Origin of the sequence: Pseudoalteromonas sp. NC201, from assembly GCF_002850255.1 — a bacterium.
Taxonomy (GTDB): domain Bacteria; phylum Pseudomonadota; class Gammaproteobacteria; order Enterobacterales; family Alteromonadaceae; genus Pseudoalteromonas.
In genome coordinates this window covers 33,098-55,210 of the sequence record NZ_CP022523.1, presented here as the reverse complement: position 1 = coordinate 55,210, position 22,113 = coordinate 33,098, and the positions used below count along the sequence as shown (strand labels likewise).

At 43.2% G+C, this 22,113-nt stretch carries 20 protein-coding genes; 6 read left to right on the top strand and 14 right to left on the bottom strand.

Annotated elements, in window-relative coordinates:
• Positions 1–59 precede the first annotated feature (59 nt).
• From PNC201_RS18250 to PNC201_RS18220, 7 genes are all read right to left on the bottom strand, one after another.
• Entirely contained in the window at positions 60–653 is a 594-nt protein-coding gene (locus PNC201_RS18250; protein WP_102057926.1) for a sulfotransferase family 2 domain-containing protein, read from the bottom strand.
• Between the two features lie 70 nt (positions 654–723).
• Positions 724–1,386: a hypothetical protein gene (locus PNC201_RS18245; protein ID WP_102057925.1), complete on the bottom strand. Its 663-nt coding sequence runs from the start codon at positions 1,384–1,386 to the stop codon at positions 724–726.
• Between the two features lie 398 nt (positions 1,387–1,784).
• Complete coding sequence (locus PNC201_RS18240) at positions 1,785–4,901, bottom strand: efflux RND transporter permease subunit (protein ID WP_102057924.1); 3,117 nt, start codon at positions 4,899–4,901, stop codon at positions 1,785–1,787.
• A 12-nt stretch (positions 4,902–4,913) separates the two neighbouring features.
• Positions 4,914–6,641, bottom strand: coding sequence for an efflux RND transporter periplasmic adaptor subunit (locus tag PNC201_RS18235; protein ID WP_102057923.1), 1,728 nt, complete (start codon positions 6,639–6,641; stop codon positions 4,914–4,916).
• A complete protein-coding gene (locus tag PNC201_RS18230; RefSeq protein ID WP_102057922.1) occupies positions 6,634–7,956 on the bottom strand; it encodes a TolC family protein in 1,323 nt (440 codons plus the stop codon). The genes PNC201_RS18235 and PNC201_RS18230 overlap by 8 nt, the downstream gene beginning before the upstream one ends.
• On the bottom strand, positions 7,956–8,429 hold the full coding sequence (locus PNC201_RS18225; protein WP_102057921.1) for a DUF411 domain-containing protein: 474 nt from the start codon (positions 8,427–8,429) through the stop codon (positions 7,956–7,958). The genes PNC201_RS18230 and PNC201_RS18225 overlap by 1 nt, the downstream gene beginning before the upstream one ends.
• Positions 8,430–8,553: 124 nt before the next feature.
• Positions 8,554–8,937: a hypothetical protein gene (locus PNC201_RS18220; RefSeq protein WP_233525278.1), complete on the bottom strand. Its 384-nt coding sequence runs from the start codon at positions 8,935–8,937 to the stop codon at positions 8,554–8,556.
• A gap of 151 nt (positions 8,938–9,088) precedes the next feature.
• Here PNC201_RS18220 and PNC201_RS18215 point away from each other — a divergent pair, with 151 nt between their 5' ends.
• Complete coding sequence (locus PNC201_RS18215; protein ID WP_102057919.1) at positions 9,089–9,697, top strand: outer membrane beta-barrel protein; 609 nt, start codon at positions 9,089–9,091, stop codon at positions 9,695–9,697.
• A 33-nt stretch (positions 9,698–9,730) separates the two neighbouring features.
• Here the strand turns inward: PNC201_RS18215 and PNC201_RS18210 are convergent, their stop codons facing one another.
• Complete coding sequence (locus PNC201_RS18210) at positions 9,731–10,648, bottom strand: LysR family transcriptional regulator (protein ID WP_102057918.1); 918 nt, start codon at positions 10,646–10,648, stop codon at positions 9,731–9,733.
• Between the two features lie 116 nt (positions 10,649–10,764).
• Between PNC201_RS18210 and PNC201_RS18205 the strand changes: the two genes are divergently transcribed.
• Positions 10,765–11,394, top strand: coding sequence for a LysE family translocator (locus PNC201_RS18205; protein WP_102057917.1), 630 nt, complete (start codon positions 10,765–10,767; stop codon positions 11,392–11,394).
• A gap of 68 nt (positions 11,395–11,462) precedes the next feature.
• Here the strand turns inward: PNC201_RS18205 and PNC201_RS18200 are convergent, their stop codons facing one another.
• A complete protein-coding gene (locus PNC201_RS18200) occupies positions 11,463–12,497 on the bottom strand; it encodes an MBL fold metallo-hydrolase (protein ID WP_102057916.1) in 1,035 nt (344 codons plus the stop codon).
• A 197-nt stretch (positions 12,498–12,694) separates the two neighbouring features.
• On the opposite strand from PNC201_RS18200, the gene PNC201_RS18195 reads away from it, so the two are divergent.
• On the top strand, positions 12,695–13,306 hold the full coding sequence (locus PNC201_RS18195) for a TetR/AcrR family transcriptional regulator (RefSeq protein WP_102058609.1): 612 nt from the start codon (positions 12,695–12,697) through the stop codon (positions 13,304–13,306).
• A gap of 120 nt (positions 13,307–13,426) precedes the next feature.
• Positions 13,427–14,146 (top strand): DUF4336 domain-containing protein, encoded by a 720-nt coding sequence (locus tag PNC201_RS18190; RefSeq protein WP_102057915.1) that lies wholly within the window; start codon positions 13,427–13,429, stop codon positions 14,144–14,146.
• 228 nt (positions 14,147–14,374) lie between these two features.
• On the opposite strand, the gene PNC201_RS18185 is transcribed toward PNC201_RS18190, so the two are convergent.
• Positions 14,375–15,931, bottom strand: a complete 1,557-nt coding sequence (locus tag PNC201_RS18185) for an AbgT family transporter (RefSeq protein ID WP_010605229.1) — start codon at positions 15,929–15,931, stop codon at positions 14,375–14,377.
• Between the two features lie 186 nt (positions 15,932–16,117).
• On the opposite strand from PNC201_RS18185, the gene PNC201_RS18180 reads away from it, so the two are divergent.
• Positions 16,118–16,981, top strand: a complete 864-nt coding sequence (locus PNC201_RS18180; RefSeq protein WP_010605228.1) for an HDOD domain-containing protein — start codon at positions 16,118–16,120, stop codon at positions 16,979–16,981.
• 115 nt (positions 16,982–17,096) lie between these two features.
• Entirely contained in the window at positions 17,097–18,329 is a 1,233-nt protein-coding gene (locus tag PNC201_RS18175; RefSeq protein ID WP_102057914.1) for an NRAMP family divalent metal transporter, read from the top strand.
• A 69-nt stretch (positions 18,330–18,398) separates the two neighbouring features.
• Here PNC201_RS18175 and PNC201_RS18170 read toward each other — a convergent pair whose 3' ends face one another.
• From PNC201_RS18170 to PNC201_RS18155, 4 genes are all read right to left on the bottom strand, one after another.
• Positions 18,399–18,674: a YfcL family protein gene (locus tag PNC201_RS18170; RefSeq protein WP_010377735.1), complete on the bottom strand. Its 276-nt coding sequence runs from the start codon at positions 18,672–18,674 to the stop codon at positions 18,399–18,401.
• 13 nt (positions 18,675–18,687) lie between these two features.
• Positions 18,688–19,809 (bottom strand): ATP-NAD kinase family protein, encoded by a 1,122-nt coding sequence (locus tag PNC201_RS18165; protein WP_102057913.1) that lies wholly within the window; start codon positions 19,807–19,809, stop codon positions 18,688–18,690.
• Positions 19,799–20,365: an elongation factor P hydroxylase gene (locus PNC201_RS18160; RefSeq protein WP_102057912.1), complete on the bottom strand. Its 567-nt coding sequence runs from the start codon at positions 20,363–20,365 to the stop codon at positions 19,799–19,801. The genes PNC201_RS18165 and PNC201_RS18160 overlap by 11 nt, the downstream gene beginning before the upstream one ends.
• 76 nt (positions 20,366–20,441) lie before the next feature.
• The gene (locus tag PNC201_RS18155) at positions 20,442–21,974 is read right to left on the bottom strand and encodes a sensor domain-containing diguanylate cyclase (RefSeq protein WP_102057911.1); all 1,533 of its coding nucleotides are present in this window, start codon (positions 21,972–21,974) and stop codon (positions 20,442–20,444) included.
• Between the last annotated feature and the right edge of the window lie 139 nt (positions 21,975–22,113).

Genomic DNA, 22,113 nt, shown 5'->3' with positions numbered 1-22,113 from the left:
ATTTATTCCAATTTCCTTCTTGCTTGGATATTTACCGTTTTTCACAAGGCCGACCACTATCAAAATTTATACCCAAATTGATAAATATCATCTAGGAAAAGCTCCTCAGCCAATTTTAACGCTAAATCAGAGTAGTAATGACGGTAGTGCCTACTTGATGCTTGATTATAATAAGGTAAATAATAATCTTTGCTCCCCAACTTCCTTAAAATTCGCTTACTGTCTTTTTGATAGTTTTCAAAGCGGCAAATTTCATTAACGAGTGAATTTCCCAAATGGTCAGATAACTGGGACCATTGACTCCACGCTATTCCGCCGTGCTGCTCTGCAACCATCTCTTGTACAAATAGTTCAAACCTCTCTTTCTCTGCATAATGATGCTTCTCAGATACCGCTTCTGAGTGTAGACTTTTACCTTTCTCTAATAGTGAATACCAAGAAACGAGTCTTTCCCATGGGTTACGTACAAAAGCAAATTTAAACGTACTCTCAAACGCTTCCGGCAATGCCGCTCTAGCCTCTAGAAGCGATGCATGCTGGCTGCATATCATCCTTAGGTCTGGCGCCGTTTGCCTGAGGACACTACATAACGACGTACCGCCAGTGCGGCTAATATGGCAGAACAAAAAATTGTACTTTTTAGAATAAAACATAAGCCTCAATCATTTCAGACTACAAAATGCATTTTCTTCACTTTGTTAAAGCATCCTTGGTCAAGAATAACTACAAAGTCGAAATCAGGTCTCGCTGACTCACCTTACCAAGTTTAAGCTGTTCGTAAGAATGATAGATAGCCTTTTTGCTATCTTGCAGTCGCTGGGTAATGTCTTCACCTTCAAGTAGCGCCGCTTGCGCGGCTTCTAGCCTATCTTGCGTATCAGTAATAATTGCTGTTAATTTTGCTTTATCTGATCTAATTAGCGTACTGTCCTGCTCGACTTTTTGCTCAAGCATAGTTAACAACTCTGAGCGTACAGTTACCGTTTTATACTCTTTAAAGTCCAATCCCAGATGATTAAATAACAGTGCTTGGTTCATCTCTTCTGGTGCAATTTCTACTTCAATTGGCATCTCTACAATGTTCGTCATCATTTCACGATACATCTCGATGTTATATTCGCGGCTGCCTATTTTGTGATTCGAACTCACCAGAGCTTCATGGGCTAGCTTTTCAGCTTGCTCAAAATGCTTGGTAAGGTAGGTCGATTGGGTGTTGTTCGGGGCTTTTTCTTGAACGGCCTTTGCGGCTTCCATAAACGAAGGTGTTCCTGAATTTTTTGCCACTGAATTAGAAATGTCTTGATCGCTCACAGCATTATTGTTCTTTCGACTATAAAGATCGTTCGAACCATACATTTGTGAATAAGGTGAATTTTGAATGTACATACTCGCTCCTTGGTGCATTGGCTGTTCTAGTACAGCAATAAGTGCGCCAAGGAAGCGTTATTAACCTGATCTCGGGTTAGTTAGAGTCCTAGGAGTCTTTTATCCAATTTTTCGATGTAATCGGGTTTTACCAAACCAAAGTTTGCCGTTCAAGCGCTTAATATTACTGCGCTTGAGGCAAACTTTTTCCGCTATCGATTAACTAACCTGAGCTTCGGATAATTAATGCCTTTCTAGCAGCCAATTTTAGCGCTAACTGCGTTGAATTCACTTCCAATAGCCAGCTATTGGTGCGTAAATTCGTCTAGTTATCCCTAAAACTCTCTGGCTAGATAAGGGAATAATTTAATGTGTGTTTAAAAACAATTAGTTAGTTCATTCCTTATCCAAACCTCAGGTTAATCATTAACTTTCTCACGCCAACGGATCATCAACATATACACTACAGGTAACACCACTAAGGTAAGTAATAGTGCGCTTGCCATGCCGCCTACCATAGGCGCGGCGATGCGGCTCATTACCTCAGAACCTGTGCCCGAACCGTAAAGGATTGGCAATAACCCGATAATAATTGTTGCCACCGTCATCATGACTGGACGAATGCGTTTGCCCGCACCTTCTAAAATGGCATTATTAATGGCTTCAAGGGTTATGATCGGTTGTTTCTCCTTAAGCTCGCTGATGGCTTGGTTGAGATACACGAGCATGATAACGCCTATTTCAACGGCAACACCAGCAAGCGCTATAAAACCAACGCCAACTGCGACCGAAAAGTTAAACCCCTCAAGGTATAGTAACCACAGTCCACCAATCATCGCCATAGGTAACGTCGCCATGATAATTGCCACTTCGCTAAAGCTTCTAAAGTTCAAATAGAGTAAAACGATAATGATCCCAAGCGTGAGCGGTACCACATAAGTCAATTTAGCTTTAGCACGCTCCATATATTCGTATTGACCAGCCCAACTGATGGAATAACCTGCAGGTAACTCCACCTGCTCGCTCAGTACTTGTTTAGCGGCTGCCACATAGCTGCCAACATCGACACCATCTAAATCAATAAACGTCCAGCCATTAATGCGAGCGTTCTCGCTTTTAATGCCCGGTGGCCCGTTTTCAATATAGATAGTTGCCACATCACCTAGGGCAATATTTAATCCCTCGGCGGTGACTATAGGAAGCTTCCGCAGTGCTTCTGGAGAATCGCGTAAGTCTTGCGGGTAGCGCAAACTAACCGGATAGCGCTCTTGTCCTTCAATGGTTTGCGTGACGTCCATTCCACCAATTGCAGTTGCGACCACTTGCTGTACATCAGCAATATTGAGCCCAAATCGCGCGGCTTTATCACGTTGAATATCGACCTTAATATAACGACCCCCAGCTACCCGCTCTGAATAGACCGAAGCGGTGCCCTCTACCTGACTCAAAATACGTTCAAGATCTTGACCAATCTTTTGGATAGTATCTAGATCTGGACCCGCGACTTTAATTCCAACAGGCGTTTTAATCCCCGTCGCGAGCATATCAATACGCGTTTTGATGGGCATCACCCAAGCATTGGTTAAGCCCGGAAACTGCACTAGCTTATCGAGCTCTGCTTTGAGCTTTTCAGTGGTCATTCCCGCACGCCACTGATCTTTAGGTTTTAATTGAATAAAGGTCTCGATCATCGTCAACGGGGCAGGATCGGTTGCGGTTTCCGCGCGACCAATTTTACCAAAGACATTTTTTACCTCAGGCACCGTCGCTATCAACTTGTCGGTTTGCTGTAAAATTTCTCTGGCTTTACCAATCGAAATACTTGGATATGTAGTCGGCATGTACATTAAATCCCCTTCATCCAAAGGAGGGATAAACTCGCTGCCGATTTTATCCATTGGATAAAAACCAACGACAGTAATAGCAGCAGCAGCCAACAACGTCAGCTTAGGAAAGCGTAAAACTTGTTTCAACAAGGGCATATACGCGCCAACCAACATTCGATTGATTGGATTTTTATGCTCGGGCACAACTTTACCGCGAATAAAGTATCCCATCAGCACAGGAATAAGCGTAATGGCAAGCCCTGCCGATGCGGCCATCGCATACGTTTTAGTGTATGCCAGAGGGGCAAACATACGCCCTTCTTGCGCCTCAAGAATAAACACAGGTAAGAAGCTTACGGTAATAATCAGCAAACTAAAGAACAGCGCAGGACCAACCTCAGAAGCCGACTTTGCGACGATTTCCCAGCGATTTTCATCATTGAGTGGCGTTTTTTCCATGTGTTTGTGCATGTTTTCAATCATCACGATTGCACCGTCGGTCATCGCCCCGATAGCAATGGCTATACCACCAAGGGACATGATATTTGCGTTCACCCCTTGAAAATACATCACGATAAAAGCCACCAGAATGCCAAGTGGCAAAGTGATCACGGCAACCACGGAAGAGCGAATATGAAATAAGAACACCACACACACTAAGGCCACCACCACCAGCTCTTCGAGCAGTTTAGACCAAAGATTATCAATGGCTTTGGTGATAAGCTCGGAGCGATCGTAAACCGTCACCACTTCCACCCCTTCAGGTAAGCCTTGTTGTAGCTCAGCAAGTTTTTGCTTTACGCCGTCGATGGTTTTTTGCGCGTTTTCTCCAAAGCGCATGACTACAACACCGCCAACAACTTCTCCTTCGCCGTTAAGCTCAGCAATGCCACGACGCATTTGCGGTCCAATATTGACAGACGCAACATCTGCTATCGTTAATGGCGTGCCTTTGACAGCTTGCCCAAGTGGGATAGCTTCAATATCTTTAACGCTTTGAATGTATCCCGTACTGGTCACCATATATTCGGCTTCAGCCATCTCAATCACGGAAGCGCCCGATTCTTGGTTACCCCGCTGCAGCGCCTGCTGTACATGCGTAAGCGGAATACCGTAAGCGCGCAATTTGTTGGGATCAACCTGTACTTGATACTGTTTCACCATACCGCCAATCGGCGCTACTTCTGACACGCCAGCAACCGATTGCAGCTCAAACTTTAAAAACCAATCTTGTAAGCTGCGTAGCTGGCTAATATCGTGTCTACCGGTTTTATCAACTAATGCATAAAGATACACCCAACCCACCCCAGTGGCATCAGGGCCCAACTGCGGTTTTGCCGCATCGGGTAATTGTGGTGCGACTTGACTTAGATATTCGAGCACCCGACTGCGCGCCCAGTAAAGATCCGTTTTATCGTCAAAAATAACGTAAACATAGGAATCCCCAAAGAAGGAATAACCACGTACGGTTTTTGCGCCCGGCACAGAGAGCATGGCAGTGGTCAGCGGAAATGTCACCTGATCTTGAACCACTTGTGGTGCCTGTCCTGGATAAGGTGTTTTGACAATAACTTGTACATCAGACAAATCCGGAATGGCGTCGACAGGTGTGTTTTTAAGGGTAAATAGCCCAGCCCCCACCAGCATCAGTGTCAGCAGTACCACAAAAAAACGGTTGTATACTGACCAGTGAATTATTGCTTGGATCATTGTAAATGCTCCTTAGTGGCCAGAGTGCATATTCATCGACATCTCGCCTGCAGGTTTGATATCAGTCACCACAAATTCGTCACCCACTTCAAAGGTGAAAGTCACCTTCATTCCTGTCATAAGCTGGCTTAAATCAATGTGCTCAGCTGCAACAAAGTCCATCGTTGTTGCGGGACGGTCCCATTTTTCAATGGCATCGCGAGAAATATTAAGCACTCGGGTGTCAGGGGTGATGGTGTTTATCACGCCACCCACGGTTGCTGTTGGTAAGGTATTTTTGGTCGTACTTCCTTCGGACATAATGTGAATGCCTGTCAGTAATACGCTACCGTCATCCTGTTTCGTGGCTTCAAAATGCAAAATCTGTCCAGCGTTTAATTCGTCAACATCGACACTTTCAGCCACGGTAAAATCCATCACCATTTCAGGCCATTCCCACTCGGGTACGGATTGATGATCGATATTCACTACTCGACTTTGGTAGTTCACGCTTTGAATTTCTCCTTCAATCCAAACTGACTTAGTCTCAGCAACTGGCGCCATACGCATAAAATCAGAAGTAATGCTCGATTGAGAATCAATCAGGAATTGGGCTGACGTAACAATCTTATCTCCTTCGTTAAGGCCTTTGAGGATTTCAATGTTTTCATCACCAATTTGACCCAGTTCAACGGCAACCGATTTAAAGCTACCGGGTGCAACTTCAACGACAACACGATTTTGTTTGGCAGTGCGGATCACAGCTTCACTCGGCACTTGCAATACATCGTCACGAGAATCGGCATGAATGTTCACTTGCGCAAACATATTTGGCTTTAATAGCGCATCACTGTTGTCAAACCTGAGCCTTACTCTAAGTGTCCGTGTTTTTTCATTGAGTGAGGGGTAGACGTAATCGACTTGCCCTCGCCACGTTCTGCCGGGTAAAAAGTCTAACCTCATGGAAACCGCTTGCCCCTGAGCGACCAACATAGCATCACGTTCAAATACATCAGCTTCGACCCAAATTTCGTCAAGTTTGGCGATACTCATGAGCGTTGTGCCTGGTTTTACGTAAAACCCTTCTCGGATCTGGAGTCCATCCAACACCCCAGATTGACGCGCATAAAAGGTAATGCTTTGATGCACTTCACCCGTTTTTTTAAGCGTATTGATAAAGTCATCACTCAGGTGCAATGCCTTGAGCCTTTCATGCGCTGCGTTTATCAGCGCCTGATTATTACGCTTTCTAGCAATAAGGTATTCTTCTTGCGCATTAACCAGTTGCGGCGAGTACAAGGTATACAGTGGTTCACCTTGCTTCACCGGATCTCCTGCTGCTTTCACGTAGAGCTTTTCAACCCAGCCCTCAACTCGAGGATGAATGTGAACTAAGCTATCTTCGTTGTACTGAACATACCCAACCGTACGGATTTGGTGAGACATCGCTTGACGCATGGCCACCGCAGTACGAACGCCCAAGTTGTTTTCAACGTGAGGCGCTATCTCCACAACCCCCTCACCAAATTTTGCATTCGCAGACTCTTCTTCGTACACAGGTACGAGATCCATTCCCATCGGAGACTTACCTGGCTTATCACGACGATAGTTCGGATCCATAGGTGCAACCCAATAAAGTGGCGCTTTCTCAGCGTTTTGCGCTACCGCAGACTCGTTACTTGAAGAGAGATTTATCCCAACTAGCACGCCTGCCGTTAATGTCGTGACGGCAACCAGCGTCATTTTTAAGTTGTTATTCATGGCTTGCACCCTCTTCAATTTGAGCCAAATAGTAGTTACTGCGTACCACCGCTTTTAACAGTGCAATATCAATGGAAAGTGCTGATAACTGCGCATTCAGTTTCGCGATACGCGCCCTCACTACCTCGGAAAAGTCGCCATCATCATTGGTATAAGCAGTCAACGCAGCTTCGGCCTGTTCAGCGCTTTGTGCCACAATTGATTTTGCGTATAGCGATTGCCTCTCTTGCAATCGTTGGATAGTTTGAATTTCTCCATTTAAGTTTGAAAACAGCTGCTTTAGCACCAGCAACCGGTCGGTTTTACTCGCCTCAACTTGTGCAGTCGCTGCCGCTTTTTGCTGATCTTGTTTTCCATCTGTGAATAACGGAACGTCGAATGACACACCAACGCTAAAAAAGTCGGTGCGAGACATCTGATCTGGTGCATCATCCCGATACGCGTAACTCGCATTGACTGAAAACTGTGGTTTATATGCCTGCTCAGCTAACTTTACCCCTTGATTAGCACGGAATGTATCAACGTCGGCTGCAACAACCAACGGGTGATGAGTCAAATGTTGTACTACAGCTTGGCTATCAACTGGGCGTTGCTGCATCAATTTTGGCGCAATTGAGCGGATCAACGGCAGTGTCACTTCGTTTTGGTCAAGGATACTCAGCGCATTTGAATTAGTGAATGCATCATTTAACAGCCATTGCGAAAGCTTTGCCTTAGCAGTGTTAAGCTGCTGATAAGCCGCAGAACGCTTGTCATCTAATTGCATCACCTCAAGCTGAGCACGGATCACATCTTGCTGGCGTGTAGCACCAAGCGCATTGGAGTAGCTAGCATTGGCAATTTCTACCATTTGGTCAAACAACACACTATCGCGTTCAATCAATTCTAACGTCTTTTTGGCTTGTACAATATCAAGCCACACCTGAGAAACATCGCGGCGCACTTGCGCTTTTCTATCCGCTTGTAAAATCGGTTGCTTTTTAGCGTCAAGTGCCAATTGTTGGCTCTTAATTTCGAGGCTATCTCCTCGCGGCAACATCTGCATCACACCAACTTTAAGCTGGGTCATCCCCTCTTGATTAAACTCCCAACTATCAACAGGCAGGTTCATCATGCCTATGGACACCTGAGGATCAGGATAGCTTAGTGCTTCTCGGCTCATCGACTGCATCGCAGATCGCTTGTATTGGCTAGATTGAAGCCAAGGATCGTTGCTGATGGCTGCATCTATCGCTTGCTCTAACGTTGCAATATTGGCCTGTGCTATCTGTGGCAGTATCAGAGTTGCAATAAACAGGGAAACTTTGATTGTCATTAGAATTGCTCCTCATAGCTGTCGATTTTAGCAAAAATCTCATAGCTCCCATCTTTTTTGAGTAGCAATACTTGATAAGGCATAAAACGCTCGCCAACTTCCATACCGGGCGAGCCAAGTGGCATCGCAGGCACACTCAAGCCGATGTTTTGTATGTCTTGAGTTAACGTTTCGTTTTGCAAAAACAGTTTAATAAACTTGGCAGGAACATGCCCTTCAAAAATAAAGCCACTTTTAGAAACCCCAGTGTGGCAAGATTGATAATTTTGCTTAATACCAAACTTACTCTTAAGTGAGCCAAGATAATTTAAATCGGTGGCTTTGTGCGCGATACCTTGTGCAGTTAAATGGTTTAACCACAGTTCACAACAGCCGCAGGTTGGGGACTTAAAGACTTCCAATTCTATATTAGATTTACTATATGCCATGGCGCTCATAAGCCATAGCGTCATCACTAAATAAAACTTTTTCATGCTAACCTCGCATGTAATACCAACTGAATTACTGCAACTGGTATCAATAAAATCGTTGAAAATTACGCCAAAAAAGACGATTAATCGTACAAAACTTTGAAATTAAGGCAGATCTGCCCTGAGGTTAGGCAAGTATTGGGGGTTTATAAAGAGAGCGAGGGTGGTCGCTAAGCTGACCAGTTGTGAAACTTAATTTATCGTTTTTCAGTACAATAGGCGCTATCCACTCTCTTGGCGAAAACGCTGCAAGATTTGTAGAGCACATATGTGTAGGGCAAGTACAATCGCTGCATTGTGCTGTGATCTGAGGGTCACAGCAATCCATTTCAACCATCATTTCATGGTGATGAGGATCAGCCAATTGCACGTCACTTTGAAGCATTTGATGAGATGTTTTATGACTTGCAGTACCATGCATTTCACATGCTGCCATGGAGGCAGCCGCGTTTTGACCACTGAGTGTAGCCACCACGAGCAATGTGATAAGTAAACGTAAGAATACTCGCAAGGTACTTTTCCAAATCAAAAATCAGGTTAATAATAAAAACCTAACCAAAGAAATGCAAGTAAATCACCCAACCTCGTTATTATTTTCTTTCATCATTGATATACTAGCGCCCAAATCTAAAAAACTCCTCCAACTCAAGGAAATGAACTATATGAAATTAGTTACAGTAACAACTATTTTAGCTTTGGCAGCATCTTGCAACGTCAGTGCTACAGATTTCGGAGACTTTGGTATCTCTATATATGGTGGCAAAACTTATAGCAGTGATATCGAAACTTCTCGCCACCAAACATACGAATTAGAAGACGATTCGCATTTTGGAGTGAGCGTAGACAAATATGTGCCTGAAGGCCGTTATGGTTTCTACTACAGTAAAACCGAGACTCAGCTTACCGCATACCCTCTAAATAAAGTGGAAATGGAATACCTACTATTTCAAACTGCAGTACTACGCCCTATCAATGATGATTTAGATGTTTATCTAGGTTTACAAATTGGTGCTACCTTCATGGATCCAAACTTTATCGACTCTGACACTTTTTTTGCATCAGGGTTATACACGGGTTTTGAATACAACCTTGGTGCAGGTTTTCATCTCGGTGCTGAAGCACGATGGATTGCAACTATCCTTAACAACAACTCTAAAGTCAGTTGTGATGTCGACCCAGACACCAAAAATACTTGTAGCTGGCACTTCGACAGTGAGGTAATGAGCCAATATCAAGCGAGTGCAACATTAAGTTATCGCTTTTCACTGTAATTATTACGAGCGGGTTTTAATATACAGTAAAACTCAACAACCCCTGGTGAGTCTCTGTACAATAAAGTCAGCAAAAACACTTACTTTTGCAGGAATATGGCGAGTAGCTGGGTATAGCATCCACAGCTCGCCAGAATAATTCGTTTCAAATTGCCATTCAGGTAATACCTGTATCAACCCCCCTGACGCTAACGCATCTTTAGCTACAAACATAGGTAAGCTTGTGATCCCAAGCCCTTGCAGCGCAGCATCTAACCTTACTCTAGTGTGATTTGCCTTATAGCGCCCGTTAACTGGGGTTGTGTGTTTTTGTGTGCCTTTTCTGAATCGCCACTTAGCATCGGCATCCGTTTCCCCCAAAGCAATGCAGCTGTGTTGTATTAGTTCTTTAGGGTGAGTAGGAATTGAGTGTGTTGCAAGATATTTTGGTGATGCCGCTACTATATGTTCTATCGTCATTACGCTTCTGCCTATTAAACCCTGCGGTGGTTCGTTAGTAATTTTAAATAGAATGTCTATTTCATCTCGGATCAGGTCCAGTGCGTTGTCATCCAACACCAAATGAACATCAATGTTTGGAAATTCGCCTAGAAACGCCATTACACTTGGATGAATTAGTGTATGTGCGACCGCTTTTGGCGCTGCAATTTTAACTGTTCCTTGTGCCGTTTGATGATGGCTTTCACAAAGCGAGATGACGTCTTTGGCGGCTTGTTCCAACTGAGTACAGCGCTCATACACAGCTCGTCCTGTTTCGCTCAATCTTAAGCTGCGGGTGGTACGCTGAAGTAAACACACCCCCAATTGCTGCTCAAGTTGTTTTATGGCACGACTCACTGATGACGGCGAGACACCTAATTGCCGAGCGCTTTCAGAAAAACTTCCAGTGTTGACAACAGAGACAAAAATCGACATTTCTTGCAGTAGCTCAATATGTTTACTGGTCGCCATAGCTCTCCCATTTGTGCGCTCTACGCAAAAGTTATTTCTATTTTTAGATTATTATCTTCTCAGGAGATTGAAAATACAATGTTCTCAATTATTCAATATTATATTGGGAGCTTATTATGGTGCAGTATTGGCCAGAGTTTTTGTCATTAGCCATCATTCATTTTGTTGCAGTGATCTTGCCGGGCCCCGACTTTGTTATTACAGTCAGACAGAGCTTAAAATACGGCAGACTACATGGCGCAATGACAGCCTTGGGGATTGGCGCTGGACTTAGTGTTCATATCTTATATACCTTACTTGGTGTCGGCGCACTGATGCAGGCCTCACCTTGGGTTTTACAAGTAGCTAAATTAATCGGCGCTACGTATCTTATCTACATCGCTATTCATCTGCTCAAAAGTGCAGGAACGATTCAACTGGATACAGAAAATGCCCAAGCTGATGTAAGCTCACAGTCGCTCAAAAAAGCCTTTAGTCTTGGTTTTTTAACTAATGCAACCAACCCAAAAGCAACCCTGTTTTTCTTAGCCGTGGTAACCAATGTCGTCAGCCAAGGAACTCCGTTACATATTCAACTTTTTTACGGCGCTTGGATGTGCAGTGTTAACGCTTTATGGTTTATCTGTGTCAGCTTATTATTCTCAGCTCCATCTTCTCGCGCTTGGTTCTTGAACAAGATGAACTTGGTTGAAAAGGCACTTGCTATGTTGCTTATGGCCTTCTCATTAAGGCTGTTGATTGCTTAACACAAGAATGCTGAATAAGGGTTTCAGCCTCATGCGTTAGCCCTTATTCAATTACTAAAATACGGATATTAGGGCATCAACGCTTCCCACCAGCTGCTACTTGATAGCGTTTCTGATAGCGTCAAAACTTCACCCACAACAGGTGTTACCAGTGCTACTTGATTTTGCTCAGCTGCGATTTTCACTCTTGCGAGCGGATCAAACCAAGAGTGAAAGGCCAAGTCAAAGGTACCATTATGAATGGGGATCATATGCGTTCCTCGCAAATCTATATGAGCCTGTACGCTTTGCTCTGGCGTCATGTGAATATCAGACCAATCTTTATCATAGGCACCAGTCTCTACTAAGGTTAGATCAAACGGGCCAAGTCTTTCACCTATTTCCTTAAATCCAGCAAAATAACCAGAGTCTCCACTAAAAAAGATATTTTTGTCTGCTGTGCGAATAGCCCACGCTCCCCAAAGGGTTTTATTTGCATCTCCAAGTCCACGTCCAGAAAAATGTTGAGTAGGTGTAAAGGTGAGTGTTAACTCAGCGGTTTCTTCAAACTGCCACCAGTCAAACTGCTTTATTTTTTCAGCGGGAACTCCCCACTTTTGCAAATCCCCCTCTACACCCAAAGGTACATAAAATGCCCCCACTCTGTCTGCTAATCGCTTTACGCTTTCCTTGTCTAGGTGGTCGTAATGGTTATGTGAAATCAGCATCTTATCAATTTGAGGCAATGATTCAATTGTAATCGGTGGTTGATGAAAACGCTTTGGACCAATAAATGAAAATGGCGATGCTCGTTCAGCAAAAACGGGATCAATCAGAAGATACTGCCCTTGCGCTTTAATGAGTACTGATGAGTGTCCCAGTTTAATAACGTGAGTTTGCGTATCTGAAAGTGCCTTTAAATTCGCCTCTGTGAGCTCTTTTATTGGCATATCAACCTTCGGCACCGCATTGACTTTTTGTTCGGTAAAAAAGCGCCAAAAAATTTCCAGCGTCTTACCTAGGCTCGTTTTATTCGTTTCATGAGTATTATGAAATTTACCATCACTATATTGGGTTGATGAATACCCACCTTGATTTACCGCAGCATTTAAATTAGAAGCCATAATTCCTCCTACTCCTATCAACAAGACCACAATCAATCCAAACCATGTTCGCTTTTTCATATAACCACCAAAAGTAAACTACACAGTGTAGTTTACACATCGAGAATAGAAAGTAAACTAAGCAGTGTAATTTATTTTAGTTTTGCTAGAATGTGGAGTATCCATTTGTTGATATTCCCTTGCCTGTAATAGATAAAATGAAACAATCAGAAAGAAAGCGACTGCAAATTCTAGAAGCTGCCCAGCAATTATTTGCTCAGCACGGTGCTCAAAATACCAGTATGGATCTCATCGCAAAGCACGCTGAAGTGTCTAAACGAACGATCTATAATCACTTTGAGACCAAAGAGCTACTACTCTATAACGTACTTGAACACATGATGCTTCAAGTTGACCAAGGTGATATTTATCAATATCGACCCGATGTCTCGATTGCAAAACAACTTCAAGAAATCGCTTTACGAGAAGTCAATCTGCTCACCTCTGAATCATTTATCAAAGTGGCTCGCGTGGCATTTATCGAGTTGTTGCAAAATCCTACATTGGCTGCGCATTTCAATAACAGTAAAGTAGGTTGTATGCGTTATTTAGAAACGTTTTTAGCAGATGCAGTTGCGAATAATGCACTGTATATCGAACATCAGGCATTCGCAGCACAACAGTTCTTATATCAACTCAAGTCTTTTATCTTTTACCCACGGCTTTATGGATTTGATCTCACAAATATGGAGGAAATGGACTTTATTGTAGAGCAAAGCGTTGCGCTTTTTATGGCGAGATATGGGACTGAACAACGCGCCCAAGATTAATGATAAGGTATGCTAATACGAGGATTTAAATAAATTTCATACCAACTTGCATAAGGCTATATTTCAAACAAAAAGCTTCCCTGATATAGTTATCCACGCTAGCAAGAGTAAGGAAATCAGATGAGCGAATTAATTGCAATTGGTAAAAACATTTGGATCCACAACGGCCCCGCGGTACCATTCTTTGGCATGCCGTACACTACCCGAAGCACTATAGTAAAGCTTTCCTCTGGCGCATTATGGGTGCACTCTCCTGGAAAATTAACGGCAGGATTACTCCGTGAATTGACGCAACTTGGGCAAGTCAAATATCTAATTTCTCCAAATAAACTACACCACCTATTTATGGGAGATTGGCAGGAGAAGTTCCCATATGCAATTATGTTTGCTTCTCCAGGTGTCGACAAAAAACGTCCTGATCTTACTTTTCAGCGCCAACTGGGCAACATTGCAGAACCCGAGTGGCAAGAAGATATTGATCAACTCATTTTTAAAGGCAGCGCGGTTATGGAAGAAGTCGTATTCTTCCACAAAGAGAGTGACACATTAATTTTGACGGATCTTATCGAAAACTTTCACCCTAATCACTTCTCCGGTTTTAAAAAAGTATTAGCGAAAATCACCGGGATTATTAGCCCTAACGGTAAAACCCCCATAGACTGGCGAACTTCGTTTATGTTTGGGAAGCAGCAAGCCCGAGCCTGTTTTTCAAAAATGGCCGCATGGCAACCCCAATATATTGTTATTGCCCATGGTGAATGCATTACAACAGGCGCTGGGGCATTTTTACATCGCTCATTTTCTTGGCTGGGTATCAATAATACCAATTGTATTAAGTAAATGAGCTATTTTGAAGCGGGGAAATAGCTTTAGTAGCAAGGCAAAAATTTTGCTATTTAGTTGTTCTAAATGAGAAATTTTTAACGAAGCTAATATGATATTTCACTCTTCAAATTGATTGGAGAATTAATTCAATTGGTATAAGGCCGCGTAAGGCGCAGAACAAATAGCAGTATATAAAAAGCGCTGTCACTTTACTGAACAGCGCTTTTTTTACTTAACCTAAAATTACATACCAGCAGGGTATGTATAACTTGCTTGTAGACCTAGCGGAATACCAAGCATCCAATAGATCAATAAGAAGATGCTCCAACCAATCAAAAAGGCAATTGAGTAAGGCAACATCATCGCTATCAAAGTACCTATCCCGGTCGACTTAACGTATTTCTGGCAGTAAACCACAACCAACGGGAAGTAAGGCATAAGCGGCGTGATTATATTTGAGCCGGAATCACCAACACGATAAGCCGCTTGTGTTAAATCTGGTGAAATACCCAATTGCATTAACATCGGAACAAAAATCGGCCCCAACAACGCCCACTTCGCAGAGCTTGACCCTACAAATAGGTTTACAAATGCGGTGAGGAAGATAATACCAACCACGGTAACATAGCTTGGAAGCGCCAATGCCTTTAATATTTGGGCCCCTTCAATAGCAAGCAGTGCGCCCAAATTTGAATGGCTGAAGGCACTGATAAAAAGTGCACAGAAAAACGCCATAACAATATAGTAAGACATGCTATTCATGGCTTTAGTCATGGCATCAATCATGTCTTTTGAAGTTTTGAACGTACCAACAACGAAACCGTATACCGCACCTGGGATCCAAAACAGTAGGAAAATAAGTGGCACAATTGATTGCATTAACGGTGCACTAAAATCAGTTAAAGCACCCGACGGACTGCGTAGTGCTGAATCTTCACCGCTTGATGCATAAACCAATAACGCGATACCTGCTAACATCACCATAGACGCCACCACAAAGCCCTTCTTTTCTTTGCTTGTGATCTCATCAAACGAAGGCAAACTATCAGTATCGCCGTCAATTTCTGTCGCTTTTAGTCTTGGCTCTATGATTTTATCGGTGATATACCAACCTAATAAAATAATGAATAAACTCGATGCTGAAGTGAAAAACCAGTTATTTAGCGGGTTAATCGCGATTTCTGGATCGATGATCTGCGCTGCACTTTGGGTAAAGCTTTGTAGCAACGGATCGATACCTGAAGGAATAAAGTTCGCGCTAAATCCGCCGCTTACACCAGCAAATGCCGCAGCAATACCCGCAAGAGGATGTCTTCCCATCGCATAGAAAATAACACCAGCAAGCGGAATAACTAACACGTATCCAGCGTCTGTCGCTGTGTGGCTTACAATTGCGATAAGAATAATAGAAGGAGTTAGTAGTGCTTGAGGCGTGCGTTTAAGCATGATTTTAAGGCCAGTATTAATATAGCCAGAATGTTCAGCAACCCCCACACCTAGCATAGCAACTAGCACTACGCCTAATGGCGCAAATCCCGTGAAGGTTTTTACCATCGTTGCCATAAATCCGGCAAGCGCATTTGGGTCTAATAAATTGTGAACGACAATCGCCTGATTGGTTCTTGGATCAATAGCGCTAAATTCTACGCCTGAAAATAACCAAGATAGCAGCCAAATCAGCAACATTGCTGATAAGAAAATGATTGCAGGATCAGGGAGTTTATTCCCCACCCGCTCAATCCCGTTTAAAAAACGGGTGATCGCAGAGTTTTGCGAGTTCGCTTGTTGTGTTTCGTGCATACCATTGCCCTAAGAAAAAAATTGCTTAACCATAACTTAATATTTACATGTTAAGCAAGAAAACGTGCCTATTGACGAGACACTTTGCCGAATTAGTAGCCGACTTGGTATTTTTTTGTCTCAAGTCAGTGTTCAATAAAGAATTTACGCTATGCTTTTTATATGTCTGAAATTAAGGATTTTTAGATGATAGATCTAGACGACAAAGTGTTAGCTGACGTCAAACATGGTTTCAATTTACCACCTAAACCTGCGCTGATAAGCGAATTGCAAGCAGCACTTGCTACAGCAGATCCAGATCTGAACGACATCGCTTCTATTATCGCTCATGATGTCAGCACCTCAGCCGCGGTGCTAAAAATCATCAACTCGCCCCTATACGGCTTGGCAAGAACGGTCACTGATGTAAAACAGGCTGTCGTCTTTCTAGGTCTAGACTCTATTAGTAAGCTGGTGACCGGCTTTTTGCTCAAACAAACCTTTGACCAACGTAAATGTTGTATCAGTTTGGAGCGGTTTTGGGATAACGCTTCAGACATCGCGGATAGTATCATGGTGATTGGTAATAAACTTAAATCGCGTGTTCCTATCGAAAACTTGCACTTACTAGGCTTATTTCACGACGCAGGGATTGCCGCTATGGCAGTAAATTACCCCGATTATATGGAAACGCTCATTGCCGCTAACAAAGATTATGACAAGCTGTTAGTCGAACACGAAGAAGAAAAGTACGAGACCAATCACGCTATTATCGGCTACTTCCTCGCGGCTTCCTGGAACTTGCCACAAAGTATTTGTCAGATGATTTTATGCCATCATGACCCCGAGTTTTTGGGGAACTGTAAAGATGAAGAACAGAAATTAGCTTTCTCTGCTCTAAAAATGGCGGAAAATTTTGTACATATCAATAAACGTTTTGTTGCAGCGCCTGATTGGCACTTAATGAAAGCGGATGTATTGAAGGTTTTAAATTTAGATGAAGATGATTATCAGGACATCAAAGAAGACCTAGATGAATACTTCTTAGAGCAGGATGGGGTAAGCAACTAGTTATCTCACACTCAACACCGCCTGTGAAATGCGACTCAACGACACTGTTGCGGCAATTCTTAAAACTTCGTAGACTGGCAGCAAAATTAAAATAAAAAAACTTAAGGAATTTACATTGCCAGCGCTGCTATCTCTTAAAGGCAAATTTGCCATCTTTGGGCCTGGAATATTAATGGCAACTGCTGCTATCGGTGGTTCACATCTCGTTTCATCAACTCAGGCTGGAGCACTATTTGGTAGTCAATTGATCTGGTTAATAGTTGCTGTTAATTTGCTCAAATATCCCTTTTTTAAATATGCAGTCGAGTACACAAGCCACTCTAAGCATAGTGTCGTCGAAGGTTATCACGCACATTACCGCTTCGGATTTAAGGTTTTTGTGCTACTCAATATTTTCGCAGCCATTGTAAATACCGCGGGTGTGCTATTACTTACCGCAAGTCTCTTGAGCTACTCGCTGCCATTTCCAATAAATATTGAATTGTTAAGCTTTATACTTTTGACTAGTTGCTTGGCAATCTTACTGGTTGGACACTACAAAATACTCGATGTAACAAGCAAATGGGTGATGATAATTTTGACAATTTCCACTGTCATAGCACTTGCCATTGCGGCTAATAATGGACCGGCCCATCCAGCCCCCATTGATCCGATATCCCCGTACGACATCGCGTTACTGGGCTTTTTAGTTGCCTTAATGGGTTGGATGCCCGCACCAATCGAGATTTCAGCCATTAATTCCTCTTGGCTAAAGACGAAGATGGCTAAACAATCACTAACAAGTGGCCAGATCCTACTGGATTTCAAGGTGGGATATTTTGTTACGCTGGGTCTTGCTGTCGTGTTTTGTTTACTGGGTATGCTAATGCAATACGGTCAAGATAAGCCTGTGGAACTCGCTGGTGTTGCGTTCTCACAGCAGCTCATTGATATGTATGCCAATACAATCGGCGAATGGGCCAGATGGCTAATTGCTGGCGTCGCATTTTTGTGTATGTTTGGAACAACGATCACAGTGTTAGATGGCTACTCCCGAGTGCTTAGTGAATCACTTCAGCTGTTACGACCGAACACAACGAAAAAGAGTTACACGCTCATTGTATTGCTACAAGCAACGCTTGGTATGGCCGTAGTGCTGTTTTTTAAAGCCGACTTAAAGAGCATGCTAATGTTTGCCATGAGCTCAGCGTTTGTCACTACTCCTATCTTTGCTTGGATGAATTTAGGATTAGTGAAAGGTGAGATCTATCGCAGTCAACCAATGTACACCAAGATTTTGACGGGACTGGGGCTGGTTTATTTAGTGGGCTTTGCACTGTTATTCATCTATTGGCGATTTTTGATGTAAAGCCAAGCGAGGCGAAGTAGCAGATGCAAATTAGACTTCTAGCATCTGCTACACTCGAGCGAGGTGCGGTTATTTTAGATTTTGCACCTGCTCCCAAATAGAAACCACGTGCGCTTTATCATCGTCATTTAGCTCTCCATTTCGGTATGCTTTTACCAAGCTGCTTTCAACTTTGGCATTTAGCTCATCAATCGAAAGATCTGCTTCCTCTACTTGTGCATAGCCTACCGCTAAATCAAAGTGACCGCGTAAATAGCCACCAGCAAATAATTCATCATCGCTCGCTCTATCAACAAGCTCATCAAAAAACTGCTGCGCTTTCTCTACATATTCTACTAAAGACATAGTTATTCCTAAATTATTCTTGATGGCCTATGGCGTACATTACATGGTCATTGAACCCAGTGATCACTTTAATAAATCCAGCTAAGGACTCATCAAGTTGTTCGTCACCGGTATCAGCAATTAAAGGACGACCATTTAAGGCCTTTAATTTCGATTTTGTGGCGATAAGGATAATATTATCTTTGCCGATTTTTTTGATGAGGTTAGGACTTAGCTGCTGATTACCGCGGCCAAAAATATGTCCTTGCCCACCAATTAATGTGATCACTAGCTTTGTTTTGTTATCAGCAAGGGACAACAATTGCTGCGCAGTTTGATCTTGGGCGATCAGCGCTTGGTCCCTTACAACATCAACACCAAGAAGTGTATTATCAAGTCCCATCTCTTCCATCACTGCTGCAACGGTAGAACCAGACCCCATAATGTAGGTTTCATCTTCTTCCATTTCGGCAACCACGTAGGCAGCGATATCGGCTAACACTAATTCATCGCTTTCTTTACCACCGTTTTTCACCGCTTGTACATATCTCAGCTCGGTCGGCACTTGCATTTCACCAAATCGCTTAGCGCGCACAGTCCCTTCACGAAATGCTGCTTCATCAATGTCCATCACATCGGCTTCGCCAATGGAGACAAGCTCTCCGGTAACCAAAAGTTCAACGACTCTACCTGCTGCTTTTGGCGTTATCGCGTATACGCCGCTATGAATTTTGCACCCAGCAGGGATCCCAAGTACAGGACATGAATCACCCACCGCGTGGCAAATGTTGCGGGCAGTACCATCGCCACCAGCAAACAAAATCAAATCGACACCATGCTGTTGCATCATTTGCGCTGCGGTCTCGGTATCTTCAGGACGAGTTGCCGTACTTTGAGTTTGATAAATCACTTGGGTGTTAAAACCCAGCTCTTTTGCCGTACGCTCCCCCATCTCACCATTAACAGTGTATATTTCGATATTTTCTTGATGTGAAAGCAGTTGTGTTAAAGCCGTTTTTGCTCGCTGATTAGCGCGAGGCTCTGCACCTAACGCCAAAGCTTGTTGAGCTGTTTCTGCGCCATCGCTACCTTTTAGTGCAACGCTCCCACCAAGTCCAGCTAAAGGATTGATGATAAGTCCAAGCTTAAATTGCATCGTCAAACTCCATGCTTAGCTCTGTCGGGATATCCCAGTTAAATTGCTGCTGGCGTAAAGGCCAAGGTGTATTATAAAAATTGCGTAATGCGTTGAGTAGTTGAGTTGTTCTGGTATTAAATCCGCTTTCTAATAAAGCTAGCACTTGCTGATGCACCCGTTGTTGAAAGCTGAAACGGCAAGTTTGTTCACCGTTGAGGTTATCAACGGAAACATTAAATGAAAAACCAGCTGCGACGCTTAACGCCCACTCAATCGCTTGTGGTTTCACTTCCACTTTTTCAAATTCGAGCTGCTGCGCTTTATCTCGTCCATCGGGACAATACCAGTAGCCGTAATCTTCGAGTTGACGACGCGCTTCACCCGCAACAAGCCAGTGCGCAACTTCATGCAAAGCACTAGCATAAAAGCCATGAGCAAAAATAATGCGGTGATGAGGGTATGATTCATTTGCAGGTAGATAGATGGGCTCGTCGTCGCCCACTACCAGCTCCGTGTTGAGCGTGTGCAGGAATAACCCATTAAAAACAGCAATGAGGTCTTCTATTTTATGCATCAACATCCGCCACAAGTCTAAACTGGGCGCAAATTGTAAAGTTTTTAGCGGCTAAAGTAAAAGATCTCGTTTTAGACTATGCCTTTTTGTCCAACGAGCTGCGTGGCGCGATATAAAGCGAAGCACGATCTCGACCTGACTTTTTCGACTCATAGAGGGCTAAATCAGCTTCTTCAAAACATCGTTTGTGATTAAAGCTTTCGCCAATAAGCTCGTACCCCGCGACGCCAATGCTAAATGTCAGTCCAAAACTGGTGAAACGGGTAAATTCATGCACCAGTCGTTGTGCAAAATTAAGCGCGGCATCCGGCCGAGTTTCAGGGCAGATAATCACAAATTCATCACCGCCCCATCGTCCAATATGGTCGCTTGGGCGTGCTTGCTCTCTTAGAAACTGCCCAACTTCCTTCAATGCATTATCACCATCTTGGTGTCCTGCGGTATCATTTAATTGTTTAAAATGATCAACGTCGATTACCAGTAGCGATAGCGCTCGATGATAACGTATGGCCCGCTGCACTTCTTCTTTCAGCAGCGCTTCAATCTTTCTGCGATTCATAACCTGAGTTAAGAAATCCAGTTCAGCTCGGTTCTTCAATTCTTGTTCTTGACGTAAATCTCGGATCACCGCAATGAAAACATCATTTTTAGAGACGGACACCGTGGATAACGCGATATCCACCGGGATCTCCACACCTGATTGATGTCGCCCTACAATTTTAAGGCCATCATGCGTCACTCTGCGCATCGTAGAGGTACCTTGGAACTTTTCTCTGTCCGCGACGTGTTTACCGGTATACCGTTCTGGGATGAGGTCTTCAACCTTCATACCTAGTAGTTCTTGAGGTTGATAACCAAACAAGTCAGTACACGCCTTATTGACTTCTTTAAGCCTACCGTCTTTGTCACAATATAAAATGGCATCAGGAGTAGAATTGAATAACTTTCGTTTCTCGTTGATAAGTTTAACCACAAAAATGAGCGTGAAGATGTTTAAGCAAGCAAACAACAAGACTATTGGTAGTAACAACAATACACCGGTGTTACTCAACTCTTGGGTTTGAGCAAGCTTTACAGATTGATTTTGCTTTGCAAGCTCAAATTTTTCTCCAATCAACTTACGCAAATAGTTAAATGCAACTTCTGCGTCAGTGTCATCTACTCTCACTAAGCGGTCCACCACTTCAGAGCTCAACCTACCTGATGTAAATTTTGACTTAGCAAGCGCAAGCATTTGTGTATATTCATCAAAGGTGTGTTGAATAACGGCTAATGCCTTTGTCTCTTGACTGCTTAGCACCGTACTTTGCAATTTTAAGATGGTCGCTTTGGTGGCTTCAACATCAGCTAAAGCCTGTTCGTAATAAATCTCGTCTTGACGTAGTACATAATTTTTGAAGTGATGAATAAAGCCGTTATAACCAAAACTACGCTCTAGCTCAGCTAGCAGCTCGGCACGTTTAATTGCAACTTCAGTTTCTGATTGCCATGACTGATGAAATGAGGAAATGGAGTGGTTTAACAAAGTGGACCAATAAAATAGACCACCACTCACCAAAATAGTAAATATAACTAAGCCACTGATCTGCAAAAAAATACGTTTATTCATATACTCTGCTGTCCAAATTCAGCAAATCCTAGAGTGCAGTAAGCAAAAGAAGAAATTAGAGGCCGTCTAGGTGCTGTAGAATCCATGTCGATGGTACAAAAGTTACATACCATTACAGCTACTAAGTCTAGACCAGAGA

Excerpts from the sequence above, each read along its gene's own strand:
- PNC201_RS18215 (WP_102057919.1), top strand. The coding sequence starts at position 9,089 with ATGAAATTAGTTACAGTAACAACTATTTTAGCTTTGGCAGCATCTTGC.
- PNC201_RS18155 (WP_102057911.1), bottom strand. The coding sequence starts at position 21,974 with ATGAATAAACGTATTTTTTTGCAGATCAGTGGCTTAGTTATATTTACT.
- PNC201_RS18195 (WP_102058609.1), top strand. The coding sequence starts at position 12,695 with ATGAAACAATCAGAAAGAAAGCGACTGCAAATTCTAGAAGCTGCCCAG.
- PNC201_RS18170 (WP_010377735.1), bottom strand. The coding sequence starts at position 18,674 with ATGTCTTTAGTAGAATATGTAGAGAAAGCGCAGCAGTTTTTTGATGAG.
- PNC201_RS18240 (WP_102057924.1), bottom strand. The coding sequence starts at position 4,901 with ATGATCCAAGCAATAATTCACTGGTCAGTATACAACCGTTTTTTTGTG.
- PNC201_RS18245 (WP_102057925.1), bottom strand. The coding sequence starts at position 1,386 with ATGTACATTCAAAATTCACCTTATTCACAAATGTATGGTTCGAACGAT.
- PNC201_RS18180 (WP_010605228.1), top strand. The coding sequence starts at position 16,118 with ATGATAGATCTAGACGACAAAGTGTTAGCTGACGTCAAACATGGTTTC.
- PNC201_RS18235 (WP_102057923.1), bottom strand. The coding sequence starts at position 6,641 with ATGAATAACAACTTAAAAATGACGCTGGTTGCCGTCACGACATTAACG.
- PNC201_RS18250 (WP_102057926.1), bottom strand. The coding sequence starts at position 653 with ATGTTTTATTCTAAAAAGTACAATTTTTTGTTCTGCCATATTAGCCGC.
- PNC201_RS18230 (WP_102057922.1), bottom strand. The coding sequence starts at position 7,956 with ATGACAATCAAAGTTTCCCTGTTTATTGCAACTCTGATACTGCCACAG.
- PNC201_RS18190 (WP_102057915.1), top strand. The coding sequence starts at position 13,427 with ATGAGCGAATTAATTGCAATTGGTAAAAACATTTGGATCCACAACGGC.
- PNC201_RS18225 (WP_102057921.1), bottom strand. The coding sequence starts at position 8,429 with ATGAAAAAGTTTTATTTAGTGATGACGCTATGGCTTATGAGCGCCATG.
- PNC201_RS18200 (WP_102057916.1), bottom strand. The coding sequence starts at position 12,497 with ATGGCTTCTAATTTAAATGCTGCGGTAAATCAAGGTGGGTATTCATCA.
- PNC201_RS18160 (WP_102057912.1), bottom strand. The coding sequence starts at position 20,365 with ATGCATAAAATAGAAGACCTCATTGCTGTTTTTAATGGGTTATTCCTG.
- PNC201_RS18205 (WP_102057917.1), top strand. The coding sequence starts at position 10,765 with ATGGTGCAGTATTGGCCAGAGTTTTTGTCATTAGCCATCATTCATTTT.
- PNC201_RS18165 (WP_102057913.1), bottom strand. The coding sequence starts at position 19,809 with ATGCAATTTAAGCTTGGACTTATCATCAATCCTTTAGCTGGACTTGGT.
- PNC201_RS18185 (WP_010605229.1), bottom strand. The coding sequence starts at position 15,931 with ATGCACGAAACACAACAAGCGAACTCGCAAAACTCTGCGATCACCCGT.
- PNC201_RS18210 (WP_102057918.1), bottom strand. The coding sequence starts at position 10,648 with ATGGCGACCAGTAAACATATTGAGCTACTGCAAGAAATGTCGATTTTT.